Here is a 24168-nt window from a genome sequence, read left to right as displayed (position 1 = left end):
ATGGCCCCTTCACGACACACGGCGGCACAGCTCGCCCAGGCGCGCTTCGGCGTCGCGGACGATCTGTTCAATCAATTGGGCGCAGCTGGGCAAGCTGTCGATGGATGCGGCGATCTGCCCGGCGGGCAATACGCCCGCGGCCGGTTGCCCGTCGACCATGGCTTTCTGGATCACCATCGGCGCGTTGGCGGCCATGATGCTTTGCGCGGCGGTCAGCTCCCCGGCACCGCGCATCTTCAAGGCACTGCCGAGCAACTGAGTCAGGCTCATGCCGGTGTGACGGCGGTAAGCCAGGCCACTGCGCAACGCCAGCAACAGGCGCTTGAGACCGCCGCTGTTTTCCAGCTGGTTGAGCAATTCGTTGCGGATCATCCGTTGCGGCATGCCGTCGATGGCACGGCTGATGATGATCGCCGCCGGGTCCTTTACTGCCAGGTAACGCGCCAGCGTTTCCTGGGGCACCGGGCTGTCGGCGCACATCAGAAAACGCGTGCCCATGGCGATGCCCTCGGCACCATAGGCCAGGGCCGAGACCAGGCCCTTGCCGTCCTTGAAACCGCCGGCTGCCACCACGGGCACCGACACGGCGTTGACCACCTGATCCAGCAGCATCGAGGTCGGCACGGAACCGGTGTGCCCACCGCCCTCGCCGCCTTGCACAGTCACCGCATCGGCACCCATTTCCACGGCTTTCTGTGCATGCTTGAGCGCACCCACCGTGGGAATGCACACCACGCCGGCATCCTTCAGGCGACTGATCATTTGCTTGCCGGGCGAACGGCTGTAGCTCACCGCCCGGACCTTGTGGCGCAACACCAGCTCGACGATCTCGCCGGCATTGGCCTGGTACATGTGAAAATTCACGCCGAACGGCTGATCGGTCAGGCGCCGGGTCTCGATAATCGCTGCTTCCATCTGCTGCGGTTCGATGGTCGCCCCGGCGAGAAAACCGAAGCCACCGGCATTGCCCGTGGCCGCCACCAGTTTCGGGTCGGCGACCCAGCCCATGGCGGTCTGGATGATCGGATAACGGCAACCGAGCAGTTCGGTCAATCGGGTATTCAACGAGATCGCCATGCTCACGCCCCGCCCGCTTTGCGTTGCGAACTGGCCATGGCCTTGGCGTCGTAGCCGCCGAGACGGTCACCGGACACCAGTTCATTGTGGGCGTGGGCGAAGTGATGCAAGCCGAACACCATGTCCATGGTCGCGCGCTTGCCCATCAAGTCTTCGGCGTTGTTCACCGCCTGCTTGCTCAATTGCAGGCCCAGGCGCGGCATCTGTGCGATGCGCCCGGCGATGTCGAGGGTCTGTTGTTCCAGCTCGTCGCGAGGGACCACCCGATTGAGCATGCCCATCTGATAGGCCCGTGGCGCCGGCATGCGCTCGCCGAGAAAGAGAAATTCCTTGGCGATGCGCGGGTTCAATTCATGCACGTGGGCGAAATACTCGACCCCGGGAATGCCCATGCGCACCACCGGGTCGGCGAAGTAGGCATCCTCGCTGGCGACGATCAGGTCGCAGACCCAGGCCAGCATCAGTCCACCAGCAATGCACGCGCCCTGGACCATGGCGATGGTCGGCTTGGGCATCTCGCGCCAGCGCCGGCACATGCCCAGATAGACCTCCTGCTCGCGGGCATAAAGAAACTCGCCGCCCGGTTTGTTCACATGGTCGTACCACAGGCTGGCGCGGTCGAAGGTCTTGTCGACGTCGCGGCCCGGGGTGCCGATGTCATGCCCGGCGGAGAAATGCTTGCCGGCGCCGCGCAACACGATGACTTTCACTTCATCGTCATCGCAGCCCCGGCGAAACGCCGCGTCCAGCGCGTAAGTCATCTGCGAGTTCTGCGCGTTGTGGTACTCGGGGCGGTTCATGGTGACCAGGGCCACCGCGCCTTGCACTTCGTAAAGCACCACGTCGGCCTGGTTGTTATCGTTATCTTCAGCCATCACTTTTCTCCGCAACGCGTTGCTCAGCGTTGGCCTGGCGGGTTGTCTTTAAGTTGCAGGGCGCGCAGGTTGTGCGGGTCCAGACGCTGGATCAGTTGCAACTGCTCGGCAGTCGGTGCGGCGGTGGTCGGGCAGTCGTCCGGTACGTGCAACTCGAAGCCGGTGTTGTCCTGGACTTGCGCCGCGGTCACGCCGGGGTGCAGCGAACGGATGCGCATCTGCCGCTGCGGGCCCTGGAAATCCAGGACGCAGAGGTCGGTGATGATCAGGCGGATATCGATGTCGTCCAGCTTCCAGCCTCGCGCCAGGCGGGCCGGGTTGTAGCCGACCGAGGCGACCATATCGACCTCGCCTTCGACGAACACCCGACGGTTGTGGCTCGGCACGCAAAACGAGTTGGCGTGGCTGATCGAGTTGCCGGGGAAACCGCGCACACCGAGCATCTGCGCCTTGGGTTTGGCGTAGTCGCCGATGCAGGAAATGTTCGCCTGGCCGAAGCGGTCGATCTGGGTCGGGCCGACCAGCGCATGGCGCTTGCCACCCCAGACGTTGTCGAAAATTCGCGAGAAGCCCATCCAGCTGTCGCGCTTGGGCTCGTAGCCGTTGCGTGCGCCCAATGGCACTGGCTCGGCGACCATGTAGGCTTCGGATTCGGTCATCAGCAGTTGCGGATTGCTGGTCAGCATGGCCAGCGAGGCGGCCAGACGCGGGATCACACCGATGCCGGTGGCCAACACTTCGCCGTCTTCGCGCCAGGCTTCAGAGGCCGCGCAGATCATCAGTTCGGCGAGGCTGTAAGTAGTAGTGCTCATCGGAAGGTTCCCTTAGAAAATCGGCAACGGCAGTTCACGGATCGCAGCCAGGCCGCCGACCTTTTCCAGATACTGTTCGTGGGTGCAGTCGACGTAGTCGCGCACGTAGCCCTGCCAGCCATCGGCCGCCTGGGCCGTGGCGTTGTAGGCCTTGAAGTGCGCGACGTCGAAACCGTACAGCGGCGCGCAGGACGACGGGTGCGCCCCACCCGGCACGTGGGCCACGGCGGTGGTCAGGTTGCGTTCCCAGAACACTTGATGTGCGTGGGTGCTGTCCTGATGGAAATACTCGCTGTCGACCAGCTCATCGCAGGTCACGTAGCTGTGGGTCGCGGCGCGCACGAACAGGTCGTCCATGTAATGATCCGGGCCGCTGATCTGGCACACGCCGCGTTTGTCGGCACGGTCGACGTGGACCAGCGCCGCGTCGAGTTTGAGCGCCGGCATCGCCACCCAGTCCTTGCCATCGGCATAGGGCGAGGCGATCAACTTGATCTGGCGGTTGTGGCGCAGCACATCGGTGCCCAGGCCCACGGCGGTCGGAATGAACGGCACGTTCATCGCCGCCGCCCGCAGACCGAGCAACAGCATGCCTTCGTCGATCTCCATCACTTCCAGCGCCGCTTCCTGTCGCGCCTTGCGGAAGTACGGCTCGAGCGGAATGAAATCCAGGGAGACAAAGGCGAACACCAGTTTCCTGATCTTGCCGGCGGCACAGAGCATGCCGACATCGGCACCGCCGTAGGCGACCACGGTCAGGTCCTTGAGGTCCGAGCGCAGAATCTCGCGCACCAGCGCCATCGGCTTGCGCCGCGGGCCCCAGCCACCGATACCGATGGTCATGCCGTCACGCAGTTGGCCGACGATCTCGGCGGTGGTCATTTGCTTGTCCATCGTCATGTTCCTCATTGGCGACCGACACTGAAGTCGTGGCCCCAGTGGCTGACCACGGTGCTTTCAAACGGTGTGTGGCGATCCCAGTCGACCACCAGGCCGTCGCAGCCGTACTCCAGGTCAAACCCGGACGGGGTCTTGATGTAGAAAGAAATCATCTGGTCATTGGTGTGCTGGCCGAGGGTGGCCGACAGCTTCACGCCGTTGGCGTGGACGCGGTCCAGGGCGCGACCGACTTCGTCCAGCGCGTTGACCTCGACCATCATGTGTACGCAACCGTGGGGCATCGGGCACTCGAAAATTGCCAGCGAGTGGTGCCGGCCGTTGTTGCAGTGCAGGAAGTGAATACGCTTTTGCGGTTCGGCCGGGTCCGGGGTGAAGCGCACTTTCATCAGGTCCGACAGGCCGAAACCGAGTACCTGCTCGTAGAAGTCGCGGCAGCGCTCGAAGGCCGGCGCTGGCAGTACCACATGGCCCATGCCCAATTCGTTGGTGACGAAACCCTTGACGCCCACCGGCGAAACGAAACGGGCGAAGTCCTGCAACGGGCCCCAGAACAACTCGTGGCGATTGCCGTCCGGGTCGCTGAAGTGCACCAACTCCTGGACCTTGCGCAGTTCGGCCTCGGCGGCGGTGCCACGGGTCACCTGCACGTCGGCTTGCTGCAACTCGCTGACCGCCTGTTCCAGCGCCGCTTTGCCAGCCACTTCCCAGCCGCAGGCACCGAAGCCGTTCCCGACACTTTTCTGCACCAGGATGCGGTAGTGGCGCTCGTCCATTTTCAGGTACAGGTACTCGTCGTCATCGCTGCCGATGACCATCATGCCCAGCACCTGGCTTGCGTAGTGGCGCCATTGCGCCAGGTCGCTGGATAACAGGGTGACGTAACCCAGACCGCGGATATCCATGGATGCACTCCTCGTTTTTCTCAGGCGGTGCCGCCCTTCGGCGACTGCCGGGGGAGACTTTATGTAGGGCCTATTCAAACGGGTTCGGCGAGGGGCAACATCGTCCAATGGGACTAGCGGATTTGATGGCTGGGGGCATCAAAAATAACTTGTGGGAGCGAGCCTGCTCGCGATGGACGACCAGACACCACGGGGCATCAGACAGCCCGCGTCATCGTTGACGACCATCGCGAGCAAGCTCGCTCCTACAGGGGTGGTGTTACGGGCAAAAAAACGGGCCAGAAAGGCCCGTTTGAGAAAGATATGAAACCTACCTTCTTTTACATTTTTCAAGTTCGTTTTGGTTTTTCAACGTCGTTTTTATACCTAGCCGGTACTTGCAGTACTGGATGACCAACTGCCGCTCCGTATCACTTAGCTCACTCAATTTTTTGTCATCTGATTCGTACGCGAAAATATTTTCAAACTTCATCTGAATTGTCGGACTTTTCTTGATGAAAAATACTTTTTCCGGGTATGCGTCTTCCATCTTTTCGTAAAAGCCGATGTAGAGGAAAGCGAAGAGAGCGATCGGGAAAATCAAAAGCAGCGGTTTCATAATGAAGGTGGTTGCAATAGTTTGGTTTTGGTTCGAAGGTCTTTTGATTGAAACCTATACCTTGACGTTCCCGGTCCAGCCGACGAATAAGGCGCATCCACATACACCATCCTCCTTGATAACGACGCGTGCCAACAACGTTGATAGACGTCGGTTTCCTTGTTGAGGACGGCAGAATAAACGGCCTCTAGACCACTCAGTCAAGGCGCAGAATTCCCTGTAGGAATAGTCGCCGTCTCTGATTTTTTTGATCTTGATTATGGGTTATTCCGAATTCGTACAGCTGTGTCTGATCCGTCTACTCTGGTGACGGGACCTTGCCGCAGAACCTGTGGGAGCGGGCTTGCTCGCGAAGGCGGTGTGTCAGGCAATATAAATGGTGAATGTGCCGGCCTCTTCGCGAGCAAGCCCGCTCCCACAGGGGGCGGTGGTGTTGCGGGTTTATGCGGGCGATTCGATTTGATCGAGCACGCGGTTCGCGGTGATCTCCGCCAGCATGACGCTGTTGGAGATACCCAGCAGGGCATTGCGGTCACCGCCCTCCAGATGATCCACCAGTTGATGCACCATCACATCCACCGAGGCCAGCGTCTCGACCAGATAGACCACCAGGGTTTCGGTCGTGGCCTCAGGGTCGACACTAAACAGCGTGCTGATTGTTCGAGGAGTGGCTTTGATGTCGGCTGTCGAGGGGAAGTGGTAAGCGAGGGCACGCTCGGCGGCCTCGTTGAGTTTTTTGGAATCGGGTTCGTGCGGGGATGCCGGATCGGTGTCCGGGGGATTGGGTGTGACTTTGAACATATCTCAGGTTCCTAATGATGCGCCAACCTCCTGCTGCTAAACGAAGAGGGTGGCAGCTGCACGCAGGTTAGCAGACCGGGGAACCTAAGAAGCCGGCGCGCCCAAGGGCGCCCTGCGTACAGCCACCATCAAAATACAGGCACAAAACCTGACTGATAGAAGCGTCGTACGACTTAGGTTATACCCGAGCTGCTAAACCCGATCACTGATGGGCAGTGACGCGAATCAAGTTACCGAGGGGGTCCAAGGCGCACAAGCCGGCGGATTCTGGCGTAGCTGTAGGCAGCGACGCAAGGTGTTGTAGCTTTCATCAAGTAACACTGACAGCCGTTAAACAGGCTCCGTTTAAAGGCCAAATCGGTGATGGGAACAACCACAAAACCTGTGGGAGCGGGCTTGCTCGCGAAGGCGGTGGGTCAGGCAACATAAATGGTGAATGTGCCGACCTCTTCGCGAGCAAGCCCGCTCCCACAAGGGTGATGCGGTGTTCACGCCATTAGCGTCAACCTTCAACCCTTGCGGAAGTGCGGAATCACCTTCTCGCCAATGTTCTTCAGGGTCTCCAGCTGCGCCCACTGCGGCACGGTGCCCATCTGGCAGATGAACAGGATTTCGTCGGCGCCGGCATCGATAAGGCGCTGCACGTAGCCGATGCAATCCTCGACGGTGCCGTAGGCGTGGTTGGGGTTCATCATCGCCATGGTCGGGTCGGAGAAGTCGACGCTGACTTCTTCCGAGGCGAAGCGCGACTTGATCACGCTCTGGCCGTTGCCATCGACGAAGGTGTCGTCCTTCCACTTTTCAGGGTCCGGGCGCTCGCCACCGCCGTACCAGTAACCCAGGGACTCCATGAAGTAGCGCTGACCACGAATGCCGATGCGGCGCGCTTCTTCGTTGTCCTCCAGCACGATGGCCGGGCACAGGGCGGCGATGTGACGGTTAGGACGGAAGCCCACTTGCTTCTTCTCATCGCGGTTGTCGTAGGCCGTGTGATACACCTCGACCTTCTTGGCGATTTCTTCCGGGCCACCGAAGCCCAGCACCAGCGCGCCCATGCCGCGACCGCCGGCATTTTTCAACGACTCGGTGTTGGTGCATGCCAGGTACATTGGCGGGTGCGGATCCTGATACGGCTTTGGATGGATCGGACGCTTGGGGATCTGCACGAAGTCGCCGTTGTGCTCGATCTCGTCCTGCACGAACATTTTCGGGATCAGGTACATCATCTCGTCGATCTGCGGCTGCAAGGTCGCCAGGTCGTAGCCGAAGGTCCCGGCTTCCTGCTGGGTGCCGCCCTTGCCCACGCCAAAGTGTACACGGCCCTTGGACAGCAGGTCGAGGGTGGCGATGCGCTCGGCGACTTTCACCGGATGGTTCATCGCCGGTGGCAGGCAGACCACGCCGTGACCGATACCGATACGCTCGGTTTTACCCGCCACGAAGGCCAGCATGGTTTCCGGCGCGGACATGTGCGAGTAGTTGCTCAGCGCGGTGTGCTCCACGCACCAGAACGTGTCGAAGCCAAGCTTGTCGGCCAGCACCGCCTGCTCAACGGTGTCCTGGAAAATCTTGCGGTCGCCTTCGCGGCTGGAGTCCACCGTCTGGGCTTCGTAAATCAGGGAAAATTTCATGGTTGATCCTTGTGCTTATTTGGATGCGCAGTCGGCGCCAGAGACCTGTGCCTTGCGCCCATGCTCGGGTATTGGCAGGGCGCTCGAATCACGCAAACGGACTAGCTGATTCAGCAGAAACCATCAGAGGAAAAAGTCATTGCTGTCCTGCCCCATGCTCACGCCGCCGAGGTTCCACGCATACTTGGCCGGGCTGTTGGCGACGTGGGCGCGCCCGGTGTGAATGTCGCGGAAGGCACGGTTGATCGGGTGGCTGCGGAAGATCGTCGAAGCACCGCTGTTGAACATCAGATCGCCAACGGCCTTGGCGCACTTGTCGGCCACCAGTGCCGAGTCGTAACGCATCTTCACCCGCTCGGGCATGCTCAACGGCTCGCCCTTCTGCGCACGCTCCAGCATCAGGGCGAAATTGCGCAGCAGCACGGTCTTGCACTCGTCGACGCAGACCATGGCGTTGGCCAGCGCCGATTGCGCGGCCGGGTCCTGGACCATTTTGCGACCGTCGTTGACCCCGACCCGAGCGCGGTTGTGCTCGACAAACTGATCCACCGCGCCTTGCAGGGCACCGATAGCGGACGACGAAACCGCACGCACGAAAATCTGCCCGAATGGCAGACGAAACAGCGGCGCAGTGTTCACTGCGTTGCCCGGACTGTTCTGCATGAAACCGTCGAGGGCGCGATGGGTGCGGTACTCGGGAACGTAGGCGTTTTCCACCAGGATGTCATGGGACCCTGTGGCTTCCAGGCCCATGACGTTCCAGTTGTCGAGAATCTGGTAGTCGCTGCGCGGCACCAGGAACGTCCGGTAATCCGGCGCCCCGCCCGCCTCTGCCGGCGGCACCAGCGCACCGAGGAACGCCCAGTCGCAATGCTTGCTGCCGGAAGAGAAACCCCAGCGCCCGCTCAACTTGAAGCCACCTTCAACCCGCTCGACCTTGCCCACCGGCATATAGGAAGACGAGATCAACACGCTGGAGTCGCTACCCCAGACATCCTGGGCCGCGCGGTCGTCAAACAGCGCCAGCTGCCAGTTGTGGATCGCCACCACCCCCAGCACCCAGGCCGACGACATGCAGCCCTCGGCAAGGGTCATCTGTACGTCGAAGAAATCCTTGGGTTCCAGCTCGTAGCCTTCCCAGCGGGCCGGCTGCAGGATGCGAAAGAACCCGGCGTCCTGGAAATCCTTCAGGGTTTCTTCGGGCAACTGGCCGGCTTGCGCGGCATTCAGGGCGCGCTCACGCAGGATCGGCACCAGCTCGCGGGCACGTTGGCTCAGACGCTGGCGAATCAGGTCTTGGTTGAGCATTTTTATTGTTCTCCTTTGTTCACCCCATCCGCCGGGGCGCGCGTGCAACGGGGCGGGTGTAGCGCCCCTACACTGGCATTCAAGCAATGCATGACCGGGCGGACATCCCTCAAACGGACCATGTGGTTTTGGGGGAACAGGTATCGGGTACATCTGAAAGGGGGGTGTTGGATGGCAGACGGTGTGGGGTTTTTAGGGTGTACATATCCGTTTCTGCGGTAACGGCGGCTTAGGGTTCCGCCCTTACGGCGGGTTACTTGGAAGAGCGGAGCGCCGCCCGGCCCCAAGTAACCAAGGGCTCTTGCCCCTGACGTTCGGTGCCTCGCCCAGGCTCGGCATACCCTCGCTCCGGTCCTGCTCCGTGGGCCCGCCGCGATCGGCCATCCATGGCCGTACGCGGCTAAACCGGCATCCATGCCGGTTTACCCACTACGCAGAACCGGAACGAAGCCTCTCGAGGGGGCAAGCAGATCAAAAGCCAAAGCCAAAGCGAGGCGGCCTACCGGCCGGCCTGATCGCAATTGCACGCGTTCCCCTGTAGGAGCGAGCTTGCTCGCGAAAAACGCCAGGACACCGCGGGCATTCAGGCAGCCCGCGTCATCGTTGACGTCCATCGCGAGCAAGCTCGCTCCTACAAGGCCGAGCGTTAGCTCGCCTGCCGCTCTTGATCTTGATCCACCCGCCCCTTCGGCAGGCTGAGTGGAGGCGTTCATCCGGGGACTGGCGCGCAGCGCCGTTCGACGCAGTCGAACACATTGCAGGGAGGTGCAGCGAAGCAAACCGTAGAGCAATGCCCCCGGATGAATGCCGGAGCGAAGGAACCCCGAGCCCTGGCGAGGGGCCGGACGTTCGGGGCGAGCGCTTTTTTTGCTTACTTTTTTTAAGGCGCTTGTTAAAAAAAGTGAGTCGCCGTAAGGGCGAAACCCTAAGTCGCCGTTACCGCAGCAACGGATATGTACACAACACAACAACAGCCTGATCGGCCCAGAGGCCGCCAAGGCCTAGTCCCCTCGGACGATGTTCAAGACCAGAGCCAGAGCAAGAATCCATCGCACCCACCCCAACAAAAAAAGGCCCAGTGCGATGAACGACGCCAACCTCAAAGCCGACATGCTCCAGGCCATGCGCCGCCTGGCCAAGTCAGTCACCATTATCAGCACCAGCAACGGCTCCGAACGTTTTGCCATGGCCGCCACCGCGGTAGACTCACTGAGCACCGAACCGCCATCGCTGCTGATCTGCGTCAACAAGACCGCCTCGCCCCACGCCGCACTGGCGACCGGCGCGGACTTCTGCGTCAACATCCTCGGCGTCGAGCAACAAGACCTCGCACACCTGTGCAGCGGCGCGATCAAAGGCGAAGCGCGCTTCGACCGTGGCAACTGGCTGACCAGCCCCGGCGGCATTCCTTACCTGGGTGACGCGCAGTCGGCGATCCTCTGCCGTCAGGACGGCCACTTCAGCTACGGCACCCACACCGTATTCATCGGGCGCATCCTGCAGATCCACACCAGCGACGCCATCACCCCTCTGGTCTATCTCGACGGCAGCTACACCACCACCGCCAAACCCATCCCCTCCTTCGCTGTCGCCGGCTGAGGCCTGGGCATGGACGGCATGAACGGGTTGACGGCGTTGCGAGTAAACAGCGCCGACCAGTTGCCATGGGATGACCGCTGCGATTTGCTGGTGGTCGGTTTCGGCGGTGCCGGCGCCTGTGCCGCGATCGAAGCGGCCAGTCGAGGCCTCTCGGTGCTGGCCCTGGACCGTTTCGAAGGAGGCGGCGCCACCGCACTCAGCGGTGGCGTTGTTTATGCCGGAGGTGGCACACCGTATCAGCGCCAGGCCGGTTATGAAGACACCAGCGACGCCATGTTCAATTACCTGCGTCAGGAAGTGGGCGAGGCTGTCAGTGGTGAAACCCTGAGGGACTTCTGCGAAGGCAGCCGCGAGCAACTGGCCTGGCTGGAGCGGCAGGGCGCAACCTTCGAAGCCAGCGTGCCGCCGCATAAAACCTCGTACCCGAGTGACCAGTACTACCTCTATTACTCCGGCAACGAAGCCGTACCGGCCTATGCCGCGAGCGCCAAACCGGCACCCCGTGGCCACCGCACCAAAGGTCCGGGCATGTCCGGCGCCAGTCTGTTCGCCCCGCTCAAGGCCAGCGCCTTGCGTCACGGCGCACGCCTGCGCAGCCAGTGCGAAGTGCGGCGGTTGGTGCTCGACCGCGACGACAAGGTCATCGGTGTCGAAGCCTGGCAGTTGCCTTCCGGCAGCCGCGCGGCCCGGCAGCATGCGCGTCTGTCGCGCTGGGCCGCTGCCATTCATATGTACGCTCCGGCGTTGGCCGACCGCTTGCGCGCCCGTCAGCGTCGCATCGAACAGACCAGCGCCATTCGCCAATTGATTCGCGCCGAACAGGCGGTGCTGCTGAGCAGCGGCGGTTTTATCTTCAATCGCGATCTGGTGCGCCAACACGCGCCGCAGTACCTGGCCGGTTTGCCGCTGGGCGCCACCGGGTGCAATGGCAGCGGCATCGCCCTGGGCCAGAGTGCCGGAGGCAGCGTGGCGCGGATGGACAAGGTCAGCGCCTGGCGTTTCATCAACCCGCCATTGGCCTGGGCCCGCGGGCTGATCGTCAATGCCCGTGGACAGCGCTACGCCAACGAAGAAATCTACGGAGCGACCCTCGGCCACGCCATGGTCGAAGAACAGGACGGCCGGGCCATTCTGATTCTCAATCGGGCGCTGGTTCGAGAAGCACTCAGTCAGGTCGGCCCGGGCAAGGTGTGGAATTTCCAGCGCCTGCCGGTGCTGCTCAACCTGCTGTTCAACGCCAAACGCAGCACCAGCCTGGCCGGGTTAGCCAAACGCTGCAACCTGCCGTCGGAGCTGCTGCGCCAGAGCGTCGAACGTTATAGCCGCGCGGCGCGGGGCGAACTGGCGGACGAGTTCGGCAAGTCCTCGGCGATGCTCGCCAACCTCGACCAGGGTCCGTGGTACGCCCTCGACCTGTCCTTCACCAGCCGCCTGTTCCCCTGCCCGGTCATCACCCTGGGCGGGCTGAAGGTCTGCGAGGCCAGCGGTCGGGTGCTGGACCACGCCCGTCAGCCGATCCATGGCCTGTACAGCGCCGGACGCAACGCGGTCGGTGTCGCCTCCAACCTGTATGTCTCCGGCCTGTCCCTGGCCGATTGCATCTATTCCGGTCGCCGGGCTGCCGCCCACGTGGCCGACCAATTCGCACTTCAAACCGCACGATCAGGAGAACAACAATGCAACGTGTAGAAGGCAAAGTCTGCATCATCACCGGCGCCGCCAGCGGCATCGGTCGCGAAGACGCCCTGCTGCTGGCCAGCGAAGGCGCCAAAGTGGTACTCACCGACCTCAACGAAGAAGCCGGTCGCCAGGTCGCCGCGGAAATCGGCGCCAACGCGCTGTTCATCCGCCACGACATCGCCAGCGAAAGCGATTGGCAGAACGTGGTGAAAACTACTGTTGAACACTTCGGCCGTCTCGACGTGCTGGTCAACAACGCCGCGATCCTGGCCCTGGGCAGCATCGAGGACACCACGCTGGAGCTGTGGCAGAAGGTGCAGAAGATCAACGGCGACGGTTACTTCCTCGGCTGCAAATACGCGATCCAGGCCATGAAGGAAACCGGTGGCGGTTCGATCATCAACATGTCGTCGGTCGCGGCGCTGGGCGCGATGCCGATGTTCTGCGCCTACTCGGCGTCCAAGGGCGCGGTGGCGGCGATGACCCGCTCCATTGCCCTGCACTGCAAGCAGCAGGGCTACCGCATCCGTTGCAACAGCGTGCACCCGGACGGCGTGAACACGCCGATGACCCAGGCTCTGGCCGGTGGCCAGGCGATCCCGCAGGAAGTGCTGGACCAGGACCCGATGAACCGCATGGCCGCGCCACGGGACATTGCCAACGTGGTGCTGTTCCTCGCCACCGACGAGTCGCGGTTCGTCAACGGTGCCGAGATCCGCGTCGACAACGCGCAGTTGATCAGCGGGCTCTGAGGTCGAGGTGAACATGGGCACGCAACAACAGAACCTGACCCCGGCCGAACACACGACGGCAAGTGTCTCATTGCAAGTGTGTGCGGTGATCGACGAGACCGCTGACGCGCGCTCGCTGGTGCTGGATATACCGCCAGACCTGCGTGAGCGCTTTCGCTACAAACCGGGCCAGTTCCTGAGTTTTCGCGTGCCCTTGGCCGGCAAACTGTTGACCCGCTGCTATTCCATGGCCAGCTCGCCCCTCGCGGACGCGCTGCCCAAGGTCACGGTGAAACGGGTCGACGGCGGCCGGGTGTCGAACTGGATGAACGAGGTGCAGGTCGGCGACTGGCTGGAGGTGCTGCCACCGGCCGGGCTGTTCTGCCTGGACCCGCAGCAGTCGGCGGACACCGAAAAGCCCTTGGTCCTGTTCGGGGGCGGTTCGGGCATCACCCCGGTGTTTTCCATTCTCAAATCGGTGCTGCACAGCAGCCGGCGACCGATCAAGTTGATCTACGCCAACCGCGATGAAACGTCGGTGATTTTCAAGGACGAGCTGTGCCGGTTGATCAAGGCGCATCCTGATCAACTGCACGTAGTGCACGTCCTCGATTCGGTGCAGGGTTTTCTGACGGACCACCAGGTCCGTCATCTGCTGCGCGGATCGGCCGGCGGCGACTACTTCATCTGCGGGCCGGGACCGTTCATGGACACCGTGGAGCGCACCCTGCTGGCATTGGGCGAGGCCGCCGACCGCATCCATGTCGAACGTTTCGTTTCACCACCGGACCCGGATGAACTGCTGGCCGAAGAAGCCCTCGCTCGCGAGGCAGCGATGGGGTCGCAGTGCGAAGCGCTGATCGTCGAACTCGACGGCCAGCAACACGAAATTGCCTGCCAACCCGGCGATACCCTCCTGCAAAGCTGCAAGGCGGCGGGCCTGGACGTGCCGTCCTCCTGTGAAGAGGGCTTTTGCGGGGCGTGCATGTGCGTGGTCAAGGAAGGTGAAGTCCAGTTGGCGCGCAACGACGTCTTGACCCCAAAGGAGCTGGCCGAAGGCTGGACCCTGGCCTGCCAGAGCCGCCCGACCGGGGTGAAGGTACGCCTTAAATTCCCGGATTGAGGGTACGCTCCTACGGGGGAATCCAATCAATTGTGGGAGCGGGCTTGCTCGCGAAGGCGGGGTGTCAAACAACGATGATGTCGAGGCTGCCGGCCTCTTCGCGAGCAAGCCCGCTCCCACAGATCTGCTTAGTCTCATTGGACGATCACTCAGGCCCGGTCTACGGTTAGACTCGGCCACAGCATTAGCCCACAACAATAAAGAGGTGCAGTTATGGCTCGTTTGCAGAATAAGGTCGCGGTGGTCACCGGCGGCGCTTCGGGTATTGGTCTGGCCTGCGTGCGCCGTTTCGCGGCCGAAGGCGCGCAAGTGGTCGGGCTGGACATCGGCAGCGCACCGGCGGACTTTCCCGGCCTGTTCATGACCCTGGATGTGCGCGACGAAGCGCAGGTGCAGCAGGTCATGCAAGAAGTCATCAGCCGCTTCGGGCGCATCGATGTACTGGTCAACGCCGCCGGCGTCGCCGACCAGGGCAGCGTGACCCAGACCACCACCGCCAACTGGCAACGGGTGATGGACATCAACCTGACCGGCAGCATGCTCACCAGCAAGTACGCGCTGGAGTCGATGGTGTCGCAACGCGGCGGCTCGATCATCAACGTCGGTTCGATCTTCGGTCTGCAAGGCTGCGACGGCAACGTGGCCTACAACGTGTCCAAGGGCGGCATCAACCAGCTGACCCGCTCGATGGCCATCGACTACGGCTACGCCAACATTCGCGTCAACGGCCTGTGCCCGGGCCTGATCGAAACGCCGATGACCAGCATGGTTCGTGACAATGACGCGTTCCACGCCTTCTTCGCTTCGCAGCACATGCTCAGCCGCTCCGGGCAACCGGAAGAAGTGGCCAACGTCGCGCTGTTCCTGGCGTCCGACGAAGCCTCCTTTGTCAGCGGCCAGATGATTGCCGTGGACGGTGGCTTCTCCGCCGGTCGCCGTTTCGCCCCGCCCGCCCAGTAATTCGCAATCCGGCCGGGCGCCCTGCCCGGCCTACTCCCTTTTTCGCAACTGTCTTCTAACCGGGGAGGCCCCATGCCGCCTGTCGCCACCGCACTGACCATCGCTCAACTGTTCGCCAACGCTGCCCAGGCCTACGGCGACCGCCCGGCCATCGAGGACGCGGGCCACATCATCAGCTACCGACAACTCGATCAACTGCGCCGCCAGGCGGCCCGAGCGCTGCTGGCCCTCGACGTACAGGTCGGGGACCGCGTGGCAATCTGGGCACCCAACGTATGGGAATGGATCGTCGCCGCCGGCGCCCTGCAAAGTGTCGGCGCCGCCCTGGTGCCGCTCAACACCCGGATGAAGGGCAGCGAGGCCGGCTACATCCTGCGCGAAAGCGGCACCTGCGTGCTGTTTGCCATCGGCGAATTCCTCGGCGCGGACTACCCCGGCATGCTCGCGTCGGAAGACCTGCCTGAGCTGCGCCACATCGTCAGCCTGCGCGGCACCCGTTCAGGCACCCTGGCGTGGGAGCGGTTTATGGATCTGGCGACCGACGTGCCGCAACTGGCCTTGCGCACCCGCGAACAAAGCGTTGGCCCGCAGGCCTTGTCCGACGTGCTGTTTACCTCCGGCACCACCGGCAAACCCAAAGGCGTGATGACCAGTCACGGCCAGAACCTGCGTATCGTGCGCGACTGGAGCGATATCGTCGGTTTGCGCGAGAGCGATCGCTACCTGATCGTCAACCCGTTCTTCCATTCCTTCGGCTACAAGGCCGGCTGGCTGGCAGCGCTGATGCGTGGCTGCACCCTCCTGCCGCAGCAAGTGTTCGACGTGCAGGCCGTGCTTGAATGCGTGCAGCGTGAACGCATCACCGTGTTGCCCGGGCCACCGACGCTGTATCAATCGTTGCTGGCCCATCCGCAACGCAACGATTTCGACCTGGGCTCCTTGCGCGTGGCGGTGACCGGGGCGGCGGCGATTCCGGTGGAGATGATCCACCGCATGCGCGACGAACTCGGATTTGCCACCATCGTCACCGCGTATGGGCTGACGGAAGTCTGCGGTTTCGCCACGATCTGCCGCTCCGGCGACTCCGCGGAACTCGTCGCCAACACCAGTGGCCGGGCGATGCCAGGAGTGGAAGTGCGCTGTGTCGGCGGCAGCGGTCGCAGCCAGCCGGCGAACATCCCCGGTGAAGTGCAGATCCGCGGCTACAACCTGATGCAGGGTTATCTCAACAACCCCGAAGCCAGCCAGGAAATACTCGACGCCGACGGCTGGCTGCACACCGGCGACATCGGCATGCTCGACGAACAGGGTTACTTGCGCATCACCGACCGCCTCAAGGACATGTTCATCACCGGTGGTTTCAACGTGTACCCGGCGGAAATCGAACAGTGCCTGCTGACCTATCCGGGCGTGGCCCAGGCAGCGGTGATCGGTATTCCTGACGAGCGTCTGGGTGAGGTGGCGATGGCGTTCCTGCTGCCTGCGCCGGGAGCGGAAATCGAACAGGCGCGGTTCCTCGCCTGGTGCCGTGAGCAGATGGCCAACTACAAGGTTCCGCGCCGGGTGCAGGTGTTGCAGAGCATGCCGATCAATGCGGCAGGGAAAGTGACCAAGAATGTGCTGCGCGAGTGGGCACTGCAGCCAGCCGACTAAACGCAATCCCTGTAGGAGCGAGCTTGCTCGCGATGGTGTGTCAGTCGACATCAATGCAACTGATAGACCATCGCGAGCAGGCTAGCTCCTACAATGTTCGAGGGTGTACACAAATTTCCCGCCCGACACAGTTCAACTGTGGGAGCGGGCTTGCTCGCGAAGGCGCAGTGTCAGCCAACATCAATGCCGGATGTACCGACGTCTTCGCGAGCAAGCCCGCTCCCACAGGTTTTGTGTGTGCCGTGATGACCGAGTCAGACCACCCGCGCCGGATGCTGCTGGCGCGGGTCGCCGAGCATGGCGCGGTGGGACGGTGGCTGGCGGCCTTCGGCTTCGCTGATGCCGTAGCCGGGGGCGATTTCGGCGGTGATCAGGGTCTGCCCGGATAACGCCATCAACTGCGGATCATTGAGCAAGGCATGAATCACCCGCCCATTGAATTGCGGGGTTTCAGCGTGGGCCAGAAACGCCTGGTACTGCTCGCCATGCTGTTCGCCGGCAATCTTCGTGCGTTCGGTCAGTTGCGGGCCGAGCCACAGCGACAACGCCGCCACGCCCTGCCCTTCGAAATCGATCGCCATGTCGGCCGCCAGCTTGTCGACTCCGGCCTTTTGCGCGCCGTACGCCGGGCCGTGCATGTAGCAGCCGGCGCCGAATGACGAAGTGAAGCAAATCAGGCCTTGAGCACTTTTCAGCAACAGCGGTGCCGCGTAGTAGCTGGCGATGTAGGCCGAGCGCAGACCGACGTCGAGAATGCGCGCCAGCTCCAGCGGCTTGGCCCAGAACGGTCCTGGCTCGATCAACTGGTCATGAATGAACGCGGCGTTGTTCACCAGCAAATCCAGATGCCCGCATTCCTGCTCGACTCTCTCGAACAGCGCCCGGACCTGCGTGTCATCGGCGTGATCACAGACCACCGCGATACCGTGCCCTCCGGCAGCGGTGATCGCGGCGGCGGTGTCCTCCAGCGAACCGCGCAAGGCATGCCCATACAAATTCGACCCGCCCTGCGCCGGAGCACGACCGGTGACATACACCGTCATGCCCGCCGCCCCCAGGGCCAGGGCAATGCCCTGCCCCACTCCGCGACTGGCGCCGGTGACTACGGCTATCTGTGAACGCTGGCTGTTCATTCAACACTCCCGAACAAGGTTTTCGCTGAAGCGGTTTCGCTATGGCGCTTGATGTGATTGGCCGCCAGGTAACCGAAGGTCATGGCCGGGCCTATGGTCGAACCGGCACCCGGATAGGTGCGGCCCATCATCGAGGCGGCGCTGTTGCCGATGGCGTACAGGCCGTTGATCGCTTGCCCGTCCTCGTGCAACACGCGGGCGTGCACGTCGGTCAGCAGGCCACCCTTGGTGCCGATGTCGCCGGCGTCGATGCGCACGGCGTAGAACGGCCCCTTGAGCAACGGTGCCAGGCACGGATTGGGTTGCACGTTCGGGTCGCCGTAATAGCGGTCGAACAGTGATTCGCCCTTGTGGAAGTCCTCGTCGACGCCCTGCACGGCCATGCCGTTGAATCGCTGCACGGTGCGGACCAGCCCGGCGCCGTCGACGCCGATTTTCGTCGCCAGCTGTTCCAGGCTCGACGCCTTGTGGAAATAGTCGCGCAGGTGCTCGGGCAATTGCCAATCGCGCTGGGCATAACCCGGCAGCAAGGCACCGCACGGGTACTTGCGTCGAAATTCGGCGTCGAACACCATCCAGCACGGCACGCTCGCGGCGCCCTCGCGATTGTTGGCGTACATCGCATAAACGATATCGGTATAGGGCGCGGCTTCGTTGACGAAACGCTCCCCCGCCGCATTGACCATCACGCACCCGGGCAAGGTGCGTTCGACAAACAATGCACGCTGCTTTTCTTCGCCCTTGACGTAAGTAGTCGGCGCCCACCAGCTGTGTTCCATCAACGCGGTCCGTGCACCGATGGCCTGGCCGGCGCGAATGCCGTCACCGGTATTGTTGGGCGGCGTGGCACTCCAGTTGGCCTGGGACGGCTGTGGCAAGTACTGCTCACGCATCGCCTGATTGCGCTCGAAACCACCGGCGGCGATGATCACCCCGTAGCGCGCCTTGACGTTGAGCAACTGGCCGTTGCGATTGACCCGCGCCCCACCGACCCGGTCGCCGACCAGCAACAGCTCTTCGAGTGCACAGTTGAGCCACAGCGATTTGCCGCGATCCTGCAACGAGCAGCGCAAGGCACCGATCAAGGCATTGCCCAGGGTCAGGAAGCGGTCGCGGCGCGACAAGCGCCGGCCCTCACGGTCACGCCAGTAGCGCCACATCACCCGCAGGGTCAGGCGCAACCAGCCGGGGCCACGACACAGCAGCACTTGCGCCTCTTTCATGGTCATCGCCATGCGCCCCATCATCAGGGTGCCGGGGGACGGCGCACGCATGCGCAAGAACTCTTCGCCCAGTTCGGCGGCGTCAAACGGTTGCGGATCCATCGAGCGATAACCCGGTTTGCCGCCTTCGACTTCCGGGTAGTAATCGGCGTAGCGAGGTTGCGCCTCGAAGCGCACGCGGGTGTGCTTTTCCAGGTATTCGACCATCTCCCGACCGTGCTCGACATAGGCTTCGATGCGCCCGTCGTCGATCTCGCCATGGGTCACGGCGCGGATGTAGGCAATCGCTTCGGCCGCCGAATCACTGCCGCCGAGGGCCTTGATCCGGTGGTTGTCCGGGATCCAGATGCCGCCACCGGATACCGCCGACGTGCCGCCGTACTCGCCGCTCTTTTCGATCAGCAGCGCATTCAGGCCCAGGTCATGGGCGCGCAGCGCAGCGGTCATGCCCCCGGCTCCCGAGCCAATCACCAACACATCACAGCACTCGTCCCATTTGATCCCGGCAGCGTTCATGCGATCACCCTTGTTCAGCGCCCATCAGGCAGAAACCGCCACCGCCGGATCTTCGCCCGGTGCAGTCGGTCTCGGGATTGTTCGCCGCGCGCGCCGGGTGTTCATCGTCCGATGGGACTAAGGCGAACACCGCAACTACCCCCTGCAAATCGCGTAGTCCGCTTGGACGATGTTGCGCGCAAGTCGTGACTCCATAGTCGCCCACAGCACCAATCACCCCCCTGAAATGAAGGTCGGGCAGGTCTGACCTGGGCCATGAGGACGACATGATAAAAACAATAATCGCCCCACCAACACAGCACCCTCGCGTACAGCTGGCTTTGCTGTTGCTGGCTGGCGGGCTAAGCGCTCACGTTAACGCCATGAGCTTTCAGCCAAGCGAAGACTTGAGCATCGACTGGGACACCACACTGACCTACAGCCTCGCCTGGCGGACCGAGTCGCGCGATCACAAACTGACCGCCAATGCCAACGGCAACGACGGCGACAACGCGTTCGACAAAGGCAGCCTGATCAACAACCGCAGCGGCTTTCTCACCGAAGCCAACATCAAGTGGCAAGACGATTACGGCGTGTTCGTCCGGGCGACGGGCTTCTACGACAACGTCTACGATCATGACAACGACAACACCACCGGCACCTCGAACTGCTTTGCCGGCGGCCATTGCAGCCAGCCCGACCGTTTCCCCCAGGACACCATCGACCAGCATCGCAATGAACTGCGCATGCTCGACTACTACGCCTATGGCACGTGGGACGTGAGCGGCCATGCCCTCAACGCGCGCCTGGGTAACCAGGTGGTGAGCTGGGGTGAGAGCCTGTTCTACCCGGGTATTTCCGCAGCCCAGAGCCCGGTGGACGCGACCAAGGCAACCACCCCGGGCGTCGAGGTCAAGGAAATCCTGCTGCCGGTCGGCCAGCTGTTCACCCAGTTCGCCCTGACCGAAAGCCTGGGTATCCAGGCCTACTACCAATACAAGTGGGAGAAAACCGAGCTGTTCGGCGTGGGTAGTTACTTCTCCACCACCGACTTCATCGACGAGGGTGGTTTCAACGACGCCTCCGGTTTCGTCACCCGCCTCAAGGACGACAAACCGAGCGACAGCGGCCAGTACGGTCTGGCCTTCACCTACGCCGCCGAGTCGCTGAACAACACCGAGTTCGGCATCTACTACTCGCGTTACCACGACAAGACCCCGTCGCTGGACTTCGCCTCGACCCTGGGCCGCTACCAGATGCGCTACTTCGACAACATCGACCTGTTCGGTGCGAGCTTCGCCACCGTGCTGGGCGACGTCAGCTGGGCCGGTGAAGTCAGCTACCGCGACGGTACGCCGGTGATGGTCAACAACGGTTTCTCCAGCCCTGTGCGTGGCAAAACCGTGCAGGCGCAAACGTCGATGATCTACGTGCTCGGCCCGACGTCCTGGGCGGACAACACCACCCTGACCGGCGAGCTGGTCTACAACACCGTGATCAGCAACGACAAGTCGCAGCCGGTAGCCCTGGCGCCGGGCTTCTCGCTGCCGGGCACCGACAGCCTGGTCTATGACCGCGATGCCTGGGGCTACACGGTGCAGGCGAACTTTGACTACAACGACGTGTTCAGCGGCTGGGACATGTCGGTGCCTGTCACCTTCAGCGCCGCTGCCCATGGTGACAGTTCGATGGTCGGCTCGATCAACGCTGGCCAGAACGATAACCGCGCCAGCATCGGCAGCTCGTGGCGCTACCTCGGCAACTTCACCGTCGAGGCTCGCTACAACGCCTACCTCGGCAACGCCAACAACAGCCCGTTGGCCGACCGCGACAACGTCGCGCTCAACTTCAAGTACCGGTTCTGATTCCCCAATCGGAGGAGCACAGCATGTCCAGATTCACCCAAACATTATTGAGCACTGCGCTGACCGTCGGCCTGCTCGGCAGTGGCCTGGCCTACGCCAAGGTCAGCCCCGAAGAAGCCGCCCGCCTGGGCCAGGACCTGACCCCGATGGGTGCCGAAAAAGCCGGCAACGCCGACGGCAGCATCCCGGCCTGGTCGGGCAAATGGCGCGGCCTGCCACCAGGACTCAAATACGCCGGCCCCGGCACGCCGTACCCGGACCCGTACGCCGCGGAAAAACCGCTGTTCGTGATCGATTCGAAGAACATGGACAAGTACGCCGACAACCTGACCGATGGCCAGAAAGCGCTGTTCAAGCGCTACCCGGATACCTTCAAGATCCCGGTCTACCCGAGCCACCGCGACTTCCGCCTCGATCAGCGCCTGGAAGACCAGATCAAGAAAAACGCCGTCACTGCCGAACTCGACAATGACAACAACGACACGAAAAACGCCTGGGGTGCCTCGCCGTTCCCGATCCCGAAGAACGGCAGCGAGTTGATGTTCAACCATACCTTGCAGGGGCGCGCCAGCACTGAAGAGGCCAATTACGAACAGGCGGTGGTGTACGCCAACAAGGAAAAGGTGCTGGAAGAGGTCAACTACAAGATCTTCTCGATCTGGTCGAGCCCGGACAAAACCCCGGAGGCCGCGAACGGTGTATTCACACACTTCCTGCTCACCACCCTGGAACCGGTGCGCAAGAAAGGCGAGATCGTGGTCGGTCACGAGTTCATCAATCCGACCGCTTCGCCGCGCCAGGCCTGGCAATACAGTCCGGGGCAACGCCGGGTACGTCGCGCGCCGACCGTGGGCTACGATTCGCCGACCGGCGCCGGCGGTTTCCGCGTGTATGACGAAGACCGCTTGTTCAACGGAGCGCCGGACCGCTACAACTGGACCATCGTCGGCAAGAAGGAAATCTACATTCCGTACCACAACTACAAGATCGACGACCCGAGCGTAACGGCCGACCAGATCCTGTCCACCACCGGTCACATCGATCCACAGTACATGCGCTACGAGAAACACCGAGTCTGGGTGTTGCAGGCCAACCTCAAGGAAGGTGCCCGCCACGTGTACGCCAAGCGCGTGCTGTACCTGGACGAGGACACCTGGTCCGCGACCATGGCCGACAACTACGACAGCCGTGGCCAGTTGTGGCGCACCAACATGCAGACCTCGATCTACGCCTACGAGATGCAGCGCTACCACGCTCGACTGGGGATCTACCACGACCTGATCGCCGGCTCCTACCTGGTTGACCGCATGCTGGTCGATCAGAAACCGGCCAAGCTCAACGCCACCGCCTTCACCGAAGACGAATTCACCCCTGGCAACCTGCGCAAACTCGGCACCCGCTAAAACCTGAACGCCCCGACCGATTCATTCGGTCGGGGCGTTTTGCTTTGTGAAATCCGCGCCGCCCACGGAATACTGCCCATGAACAAACTCCTCACCGGCATCATCGCCATGGCCAGCGTTGGCCTGTCGATGCAAGCCAACGCCCTGAACATCCTGCTGACCAACGACGATGGCTGCCGCGCGCCGGGTATCGATGCGATGTACCGCGCCCTGACTGCTGCCGGGCACAAGGTCACGCTGGTCAGCCCGTTGAACGACAGCAGCGGCATCAGCGCCGCCAGCGTAGTCGTGCCCGGCCAGGCCCTGGCGGTGAATGAACTGGCGCCGGGCAAATTTTGCGTCGGGCCGCCGCAGGGCTATACCCCGCCTGCCGGCAAGACCTCTGCCATCGGTACGCCAGTGGATGCGGTCAACGTCGGCCTTGACGTGATCCTCAAGGATTCGCCGCCAGACCTGGTGGTATCGGGTAGCAACTTTGGCGAAAACGTCGGCCCGCTGACGCAGATGTCCGGCACCTTGAACGCTGCGGTACGGGCGATGTTCAAGGGAATTCCGGCGGTGGCGGTGTCCACGGCCATCGACATGGACCTGATCATCCGCGACCAGCAGGCCGGCTACAGCAAGACCCTCGGCGCCATGGACGACACGGCGCGGTTTGCCGTCAAGGTGATCGAGCAGGCGAGCCTGGCAGGCGTCGAAGCCAGGCAAGCTTGCGCCAAAAACAAACACTCGTGCGAGCTGAATGTACTGGGCCTGCCGGGGGTGAACGGCTTGAATCTCAACTACCCGCCGCTGCCGCCAGGCGAAGTCAAAGGCGTAAGCTTTGCCCCGATCGGCAATTGGGATCGCGTGAACTTCACCTCAAAGCGCGACGCCGACGGCGTGGTCCATGTCAACCTCTCTGCCCCCTCGACACCGACCGCCATCCAGCAAAAGGCCGATGCCTATCAACTGTGGCAAGGCCACGCGGTGATCACCGTGATCGACAGCAACATGACCGCACCGGAGGCGGTGCAGGATCAGGCGAAGAAAATACTTCAGGGCATCAAGCCCTGACTGTGGGAGCGGGTGTACCCAAAACCTGCAGGCCACCCAAAAACTACCGTGGGAGCGGGCTTGCTCGCGAAGAGGCCGGCACATCCAACATCCACATCACCTGACATGCCGCCTTCGCGGGCAAGCCCGCTCCCACAGGGTCGGCGGGTGTACGCAAAACCTGTGGCCACCCAAAAACTACCGTGGGAGCGGGCTTGCTCGCGAAGAGGCGGCACATCCAACCTCTACATCGCTTGACATACCGCCTTCGCGGGCAAGCCCGCTCCCACAGGGTCGGCGGGTGTACGCAAAACCTGTGGCCACCCAAAAACTACCGTGGGAGCGGGCTTGCTCGCGAAGAGGC

General features: G+C 62.5%; 20 protein-coding genes. 9 read left to right on the top strand and 11 right to left on the bottom strand.

Annotated features, from left to right (window positions below):
* Window positions 1–9: 9 nt before the first annotated feature.
* The 9 genes from ACEN8Q_RS01875 to ACEN8Q_RS01835 form a co-directional block, all read right to left on the bottom strand.
* Entirely contained in the window at window positions 10–1077 is a 1068-nt protein-coding gene (locus tag ACEN8Q_RS01875; RefSeq protein ID WP_413427839.1) for an NAD(P)H-dependent flavin oxidoreductase, read from the bottom strand.
* Between the two features lie 2 nt (window positions 1078–1079).
* Window positions 1080–1952 carry an enoyl-CoA hydratase gene (locus ACEN8Q_RS01870; protein WP_413704408.1) on the bottom strand — a complete coding sequence of 291 codons (873 nt, stop codon included), beginning with the start codon at window positions 1950–1952 and terminating at the stop codon, window positions 1080–1082.
* Between the two features lie 23 nt (window positions 1953–1975).
* Window positions 1976–2764 carry a CoA-transferase subunit beta gene (locus ACEN8Q_RS01865; RefSeq protein WP_413704407.1) on the bottom strand — a complete coding sequence of 263 codons (789 nt, stop codon included), beginning with the start codon at window positions 2762–2764 and terminating at the stop codon, window positions 1976–1978.
* Between the two features lie 12 nt (window positions 2765–2776).
* A complete protein-coding gene (locus ACEN8Q_RS01860) occupies window positions 2777–3658 on the bottom strand; it encodes a CoA transferase subunit A (protein WP_413427842.1) in 882 nt (293 codons plus the stop codon).
* 11 nt (window positions 3659–3669) lie between these two features.
* Window positions 3670–4566, bottom strand: coding sequence for a VOC family protein (locus ACEN8Q_RS01855; protein ID WP_413704406.1), 897 nt, complete (start codon window positions 4564–4566; stop codon window positions 3670–3672).
* Between the two features lie 461 nt (window positions 4567–5027).
* Window positions 5028–5267, bottom strand: coding sequence for a hypothetical protein (locus ACEN8Q_RS01850; protein WP_413427844.1), 240 nt, complete (start codon window positions 5265–5267; stop codon window positions 5028–5030).
* A 338-nt stretch (window positions 5268–5605) separates the two neighbouring features.
* The gene (locus ACEN8Q_RS01845; RefSeq protein WP_413427845.1) at window positions 5606–5965 is read right to left on the bottom strand and encodes a DUF6124 family protein; all 360 of its coding nucleotides are present in this window, start codon (window positions 5963–5965) and stop codon (window positions 5606–5608) included.
* Window positions 5966–6474: 509 nt separating this feature from the next.
* Window positions 6475–7596 carry an LLM class flavin-dependent oxidoreductase gene (locus ACEN8Q_RS01840; RefSeq protein ID WP_096510012.1) on the bottom strand — a complete coding sequence of 374 codons (1122 nt, stop codon included), beginning with the start codon at window positions 7594–7596 and terminating at the stop codon, window positions 6475–6477.
* A 123-nt stretch (window positions 7597–7719) separates the two neighbouring features.
* Complete coding sequence (locus ACEN8Q_RS01835) at window positions 7720–8904, bottom strand: flavin-dependent monooxygenase (protein ID WP_413427846.1); 1185 nt, start codon at window positions 8902–8904, stop codon at window positions 7720–7722.
* Window positions 8905–9987: 1083 nt separating this feature from the next.
* Here ACEN8Q_RS01835 and ACEN8Q_RS01830 point away from each other — a divergent pair.
* The 6 genes from ACEN8Q_RS01830 to ACEN8Q_RS01805 all read left to right on the top strand — a co-directional run bounded on the left by ACEN8Q_RS01830 (window position 9988) and on the right by ACEN8Q_RS01805 (window position 16650).
* Complete coding sequence (locus tag ACEN8Q_RS01830; RefSeq protein ID WP_413428784.1) at window positions 9988–10503, top strand: flavin reductase family protein; 516 nt, start codon at window positions 9988–9990, stop codon at window positions 10501–10503.
* A gap of 9 nt (window positions 10504–10512) precedes the next feature.
* Complete coding sequence (locus ACEN8Q_RS01825; RefSeq protein WP_413704405.1) at window positions 10513–12192, top strand: FAD-binding protein; 1680 nt, start codon at window positions 10513–10515, stop codon at window positions 12190–12192.
* Window positions 12180–12935: a glucose 1-dehydrogenase gene (locus ACEN8Q_RS01820; protein WP_413428786.1), complete on the top strand. Its 756-nt coding sequence runs from the start codon at window positions 12180–12182 to the stop codon at window positions 12933–12935. The genes ACEN8Q_RS01825 and ACEN8Q_RS01820 overlap by 13 nt, the downstream gene beginning before the upstream one ends.
* 13 nt (window positions 12936–12948) lie before the next feature.
* Window positions 12949–14037 (top strand): 2Fe-2S iron-sulfur cluster-binding protein, encoded by a 1089-nt coding sequence (locus ACEN8Q_RS01815; RefSeq protein WP_413704404.1) that lies wholly within the window; start codon window positions 12949–12951, stop codon window positions 14035–14037.
* A gap of 213 nt (window positions 14038–14250) precedes the next feature.
* Window positions 14251–14997 (top strand): SDR family oxidoreductase, encoded by a 747-nt coding sequence (locus ACEN8Q_RS01810; RefSeq protein WP_322615449.1) that lies wholly within the window; start codon window positions 14251–14253, stop codon window positions 14995–14997.
* 72 nt (window positions 14998–15069) lie between these two features.
* Window positions 15070–16650 (top strand): FadD3 family acyl-CoA ligase, encoded by a 1581-nt coding sequence (locus tag ACEN8Q_RS01805; protein ID WP_413428788.1) that lies wholly within the window; start codon window positions 15070–15072, stop codon window positions 16648–16650.
* A gap of 254 nt (window positions 16651–16904) precedes the next feature.
* Here ACEN8Q_RS01805 and ACEN8Q_RS01800 read toward each other — a convergent pair whose 3' ends face one another.
* Both ACEN8Q_RS01800 and ACEN8Q_RS01795 read right to left on the bottom strand, forming a co-directional pair.
* Complete coding sequence (locus tag ACEN8Q_RS01800; RefSeq protein ID WP_413428779.1) at window positions 16905–17783, bottom strand: SDR family NAD(P)-dependent oxidoreductase; 879 nt, start codon at window positions 17781–17783, stop codon at window positions 16905–16907.
* Complete coding sequence (locus tag ACEN8Q_RS01795; RefSeq protein WP_413704403.1) at window positions 17780–19522, bottom strand: FAD-binding protein; 1743 nt, start codon at window positions 19520–19522, stop codon at window positions 17780–17782. Before ACEN8Q_RS01795 ends, ACEN8Q_RS01800 begins: the two co-directional genes overlap by 4 nt.
* Window positions 19523–19788: 266 nt before the next feature.
* Between ACEN8Q_RS01795 and ACEN8Q_RS01790 the strand changes: the two genes are divergently transcribed.
* From ACEN8Q_RS01790 to surE, 3 genes are all read left to right on the top strand, one after another.
* Complete coding sequence (locus ACEN8Q_RS01790; RefSeq protein WP_413704402.1) at window positions 19789–21366, top strand: DUF1302 domain-containing protein; 1578 nt, start codon at window positions 19789–19791, stop codon at window positions 21364–21366.
* A 23-nt stretch (window positions 21367–21389) separates the two neighbouring features.
* Entirely contained in the window at window positions 21390–22769 is a 1380-nt protein-coding gene (locus tag ACEN8Q_RS01785) for a DUF1329 domain-containing protein (protein ID WP_413428782.1), read from the top strand.
* 78 nt (window positions 22770–22847) lie between these two features.
* A complete protein-coding gene (surE, locus tag ACEN8Q_RS01780) occupies window positions 22848–23825 on the top strand; it encodes a 5'/3'-nucleotidase SurE (RefSeq protein ID WP_413704401.1) in 978 nt (325 codons plus the stop codon).
* Window positions 23826–24168 lie beyond the last annotated feature (343 nt).

The sequence above is a fragment of the Pseudomonas sp. Pseusp16 genome (genome assembly GCF_047324915.1).
In the GTDB taxonomy this organism is placed as follows: domain Bacteria; phylum Pseudomonadota; class Gammaproteobacteria; order Pseudomonadales; family Pseudomonadaceae; genus Aquipseudomonas; species Aquipseudomonas fluorescens_CD.
This window is presented reverse-complemented; position numbering and strand designations above follow the sequence as displayed.

Bases quoted from the DNA above. Each gene is read 5' to 3' on its own strand.
- ACEN8Q_RS01875 (WP_413427839.1), bottom strand. From the start codon at position 1,077: ATGGCGATCTCGTTGAATACCCGATTGACCGAACTGCTCGGTTGCCGT.
- ACEN8Q_RS01870 (WP_413704408.1), bottom strand. From the start codon at position 1,952: ATGGCTGAAGATAACGATAACAACCAGGCCGACGTGGTGCTTTACGAA.
- ACEN8Q_RS01865 (WP_413704407.1), bottom strand. From the start codon at position 2,764: ATGAGCACTACTACTTACAGCCTCGCCGAACTGATGATCTGCGCGGCC.
- ACEN8Q_RS01860 (WP_413427842.1), bottom strand. From the start codon at position 3,658: ATGGACAAGCAAATGACCACCGCCGAGATCGTCGGCCAACTGCGTGAC.
- ACEN8Q_RS01855 (WP_413704406.1), bottom strand. From the start codon at position 4,566: ATGGATATCCGCGGTCTGGGTTACGTCACCCTGTTATCCAGCGACCTG.
- ACEN8Q_RS01850 (WP_413427844.1), bottom strand. From the start codon at position 5,267: ATGTGGATGCGCCTTATTCGTCGGCTGGACCGGGAACGTCAAGGTATA.
- ACEN8Q_RS01845 (WP_413427845.1), bottom strand. From the start codon at position 5,965: ATGTTCAAAGTCACACCCAATCCCCCGGACACCGATCCGGCATCCCCG.
- ACEN8Q_RS01840 (WP_096510012.1), bottom strand. From the start codon at position 7,596: ATGAAATTTTCCCTGATTTACGAAGCCCAGACGGTGGACTCCAGCCGC.
- ACEN8Q_RS01835 (WP_413427846.1), bottom strand. From the start codon at position 8,904: ATGCTCAACCAAGACCTGATTCGCCAGCGTCTGAGCCAACGTGCCCGC.
- ACEN8Q_RS01830 (WP_413428784.1), top strand. From the start codon at position 9,988: ATGAACGACGCCAACCTCAAAGCCGACATGCTCCAGGCCATGCGCCGC.
- ACEN8Q_RS01825 (WP_413704405.1), top strand. From the start codon at position 10,513: ATGGACGGCATGAACGGGTTGACGGCGTTGCGAGTAAACAGCGCCGAC.
- ACEN8Q_RS01820 (WP_413428786.1), top strand. From the start codon at position 12,180: ATGCAACGTGTAGAAGGCAAAGTCTGCATCATCACCGGCGCCGCCAGC.
- ACEN8Q_RS01815 (WP_413704404.1), top strand. From the start codon at position 12,949: ATGGGCACGCAACAACAGAACCTGACCCCGGCCGAACACACGACGGCA.
- ACEN8Q_RS01810 (WP_322615449.1), top strand. From the start codon at position 14,251: ATGGCTCGTTTGCAGAATAAGGTCGCGGTGGTCACCGGCGGCGCTTCG.
- ACEN8Q_RS01805 (WP_413428788.1), top strand. From the start codon at position 15,070: ATGCCGCCTGTCGCCACCGCACTGACCATCGCTCAACTGTTCGCCAAC.
- ACEN8Q_RS01800 (WP_413428779.1), bottom strand. From the start codon at position 17,783: ATGAACAGCCAGCGTTCACAGATAGCCGTAGTCACCGGCGCCAGTCGC.
- ACEN8Q_RS01795 (WP_413704403.1), bottom strand. From the start codon at position 19,522: ATGAACGCTGCCGGGATCAAATGGGACGAGTGCTGTGATGTGTTGGTG.
- ACEN8Q_RS01790 (WP_413704402.1), top strand. From the start codon at position 19,789: ATGATAAAAACAATAATCGCCCCACCAACACAGCACCCTCGCGTACAG.
- ACEN8Q_RS01785 (WP_413428782.1), top strand. From the start codon at position 21,390: ATGTCCAGATTCACCCAAACATTATTGAGCACTGCGCTGACCGTCGGC.
- surE (WP_413704401.1), top strand. From the start codon at position 22,848: ATGAACAAACTCCTCACCGGCATCATCGCCATGGCCAGCGTTGGCCTG.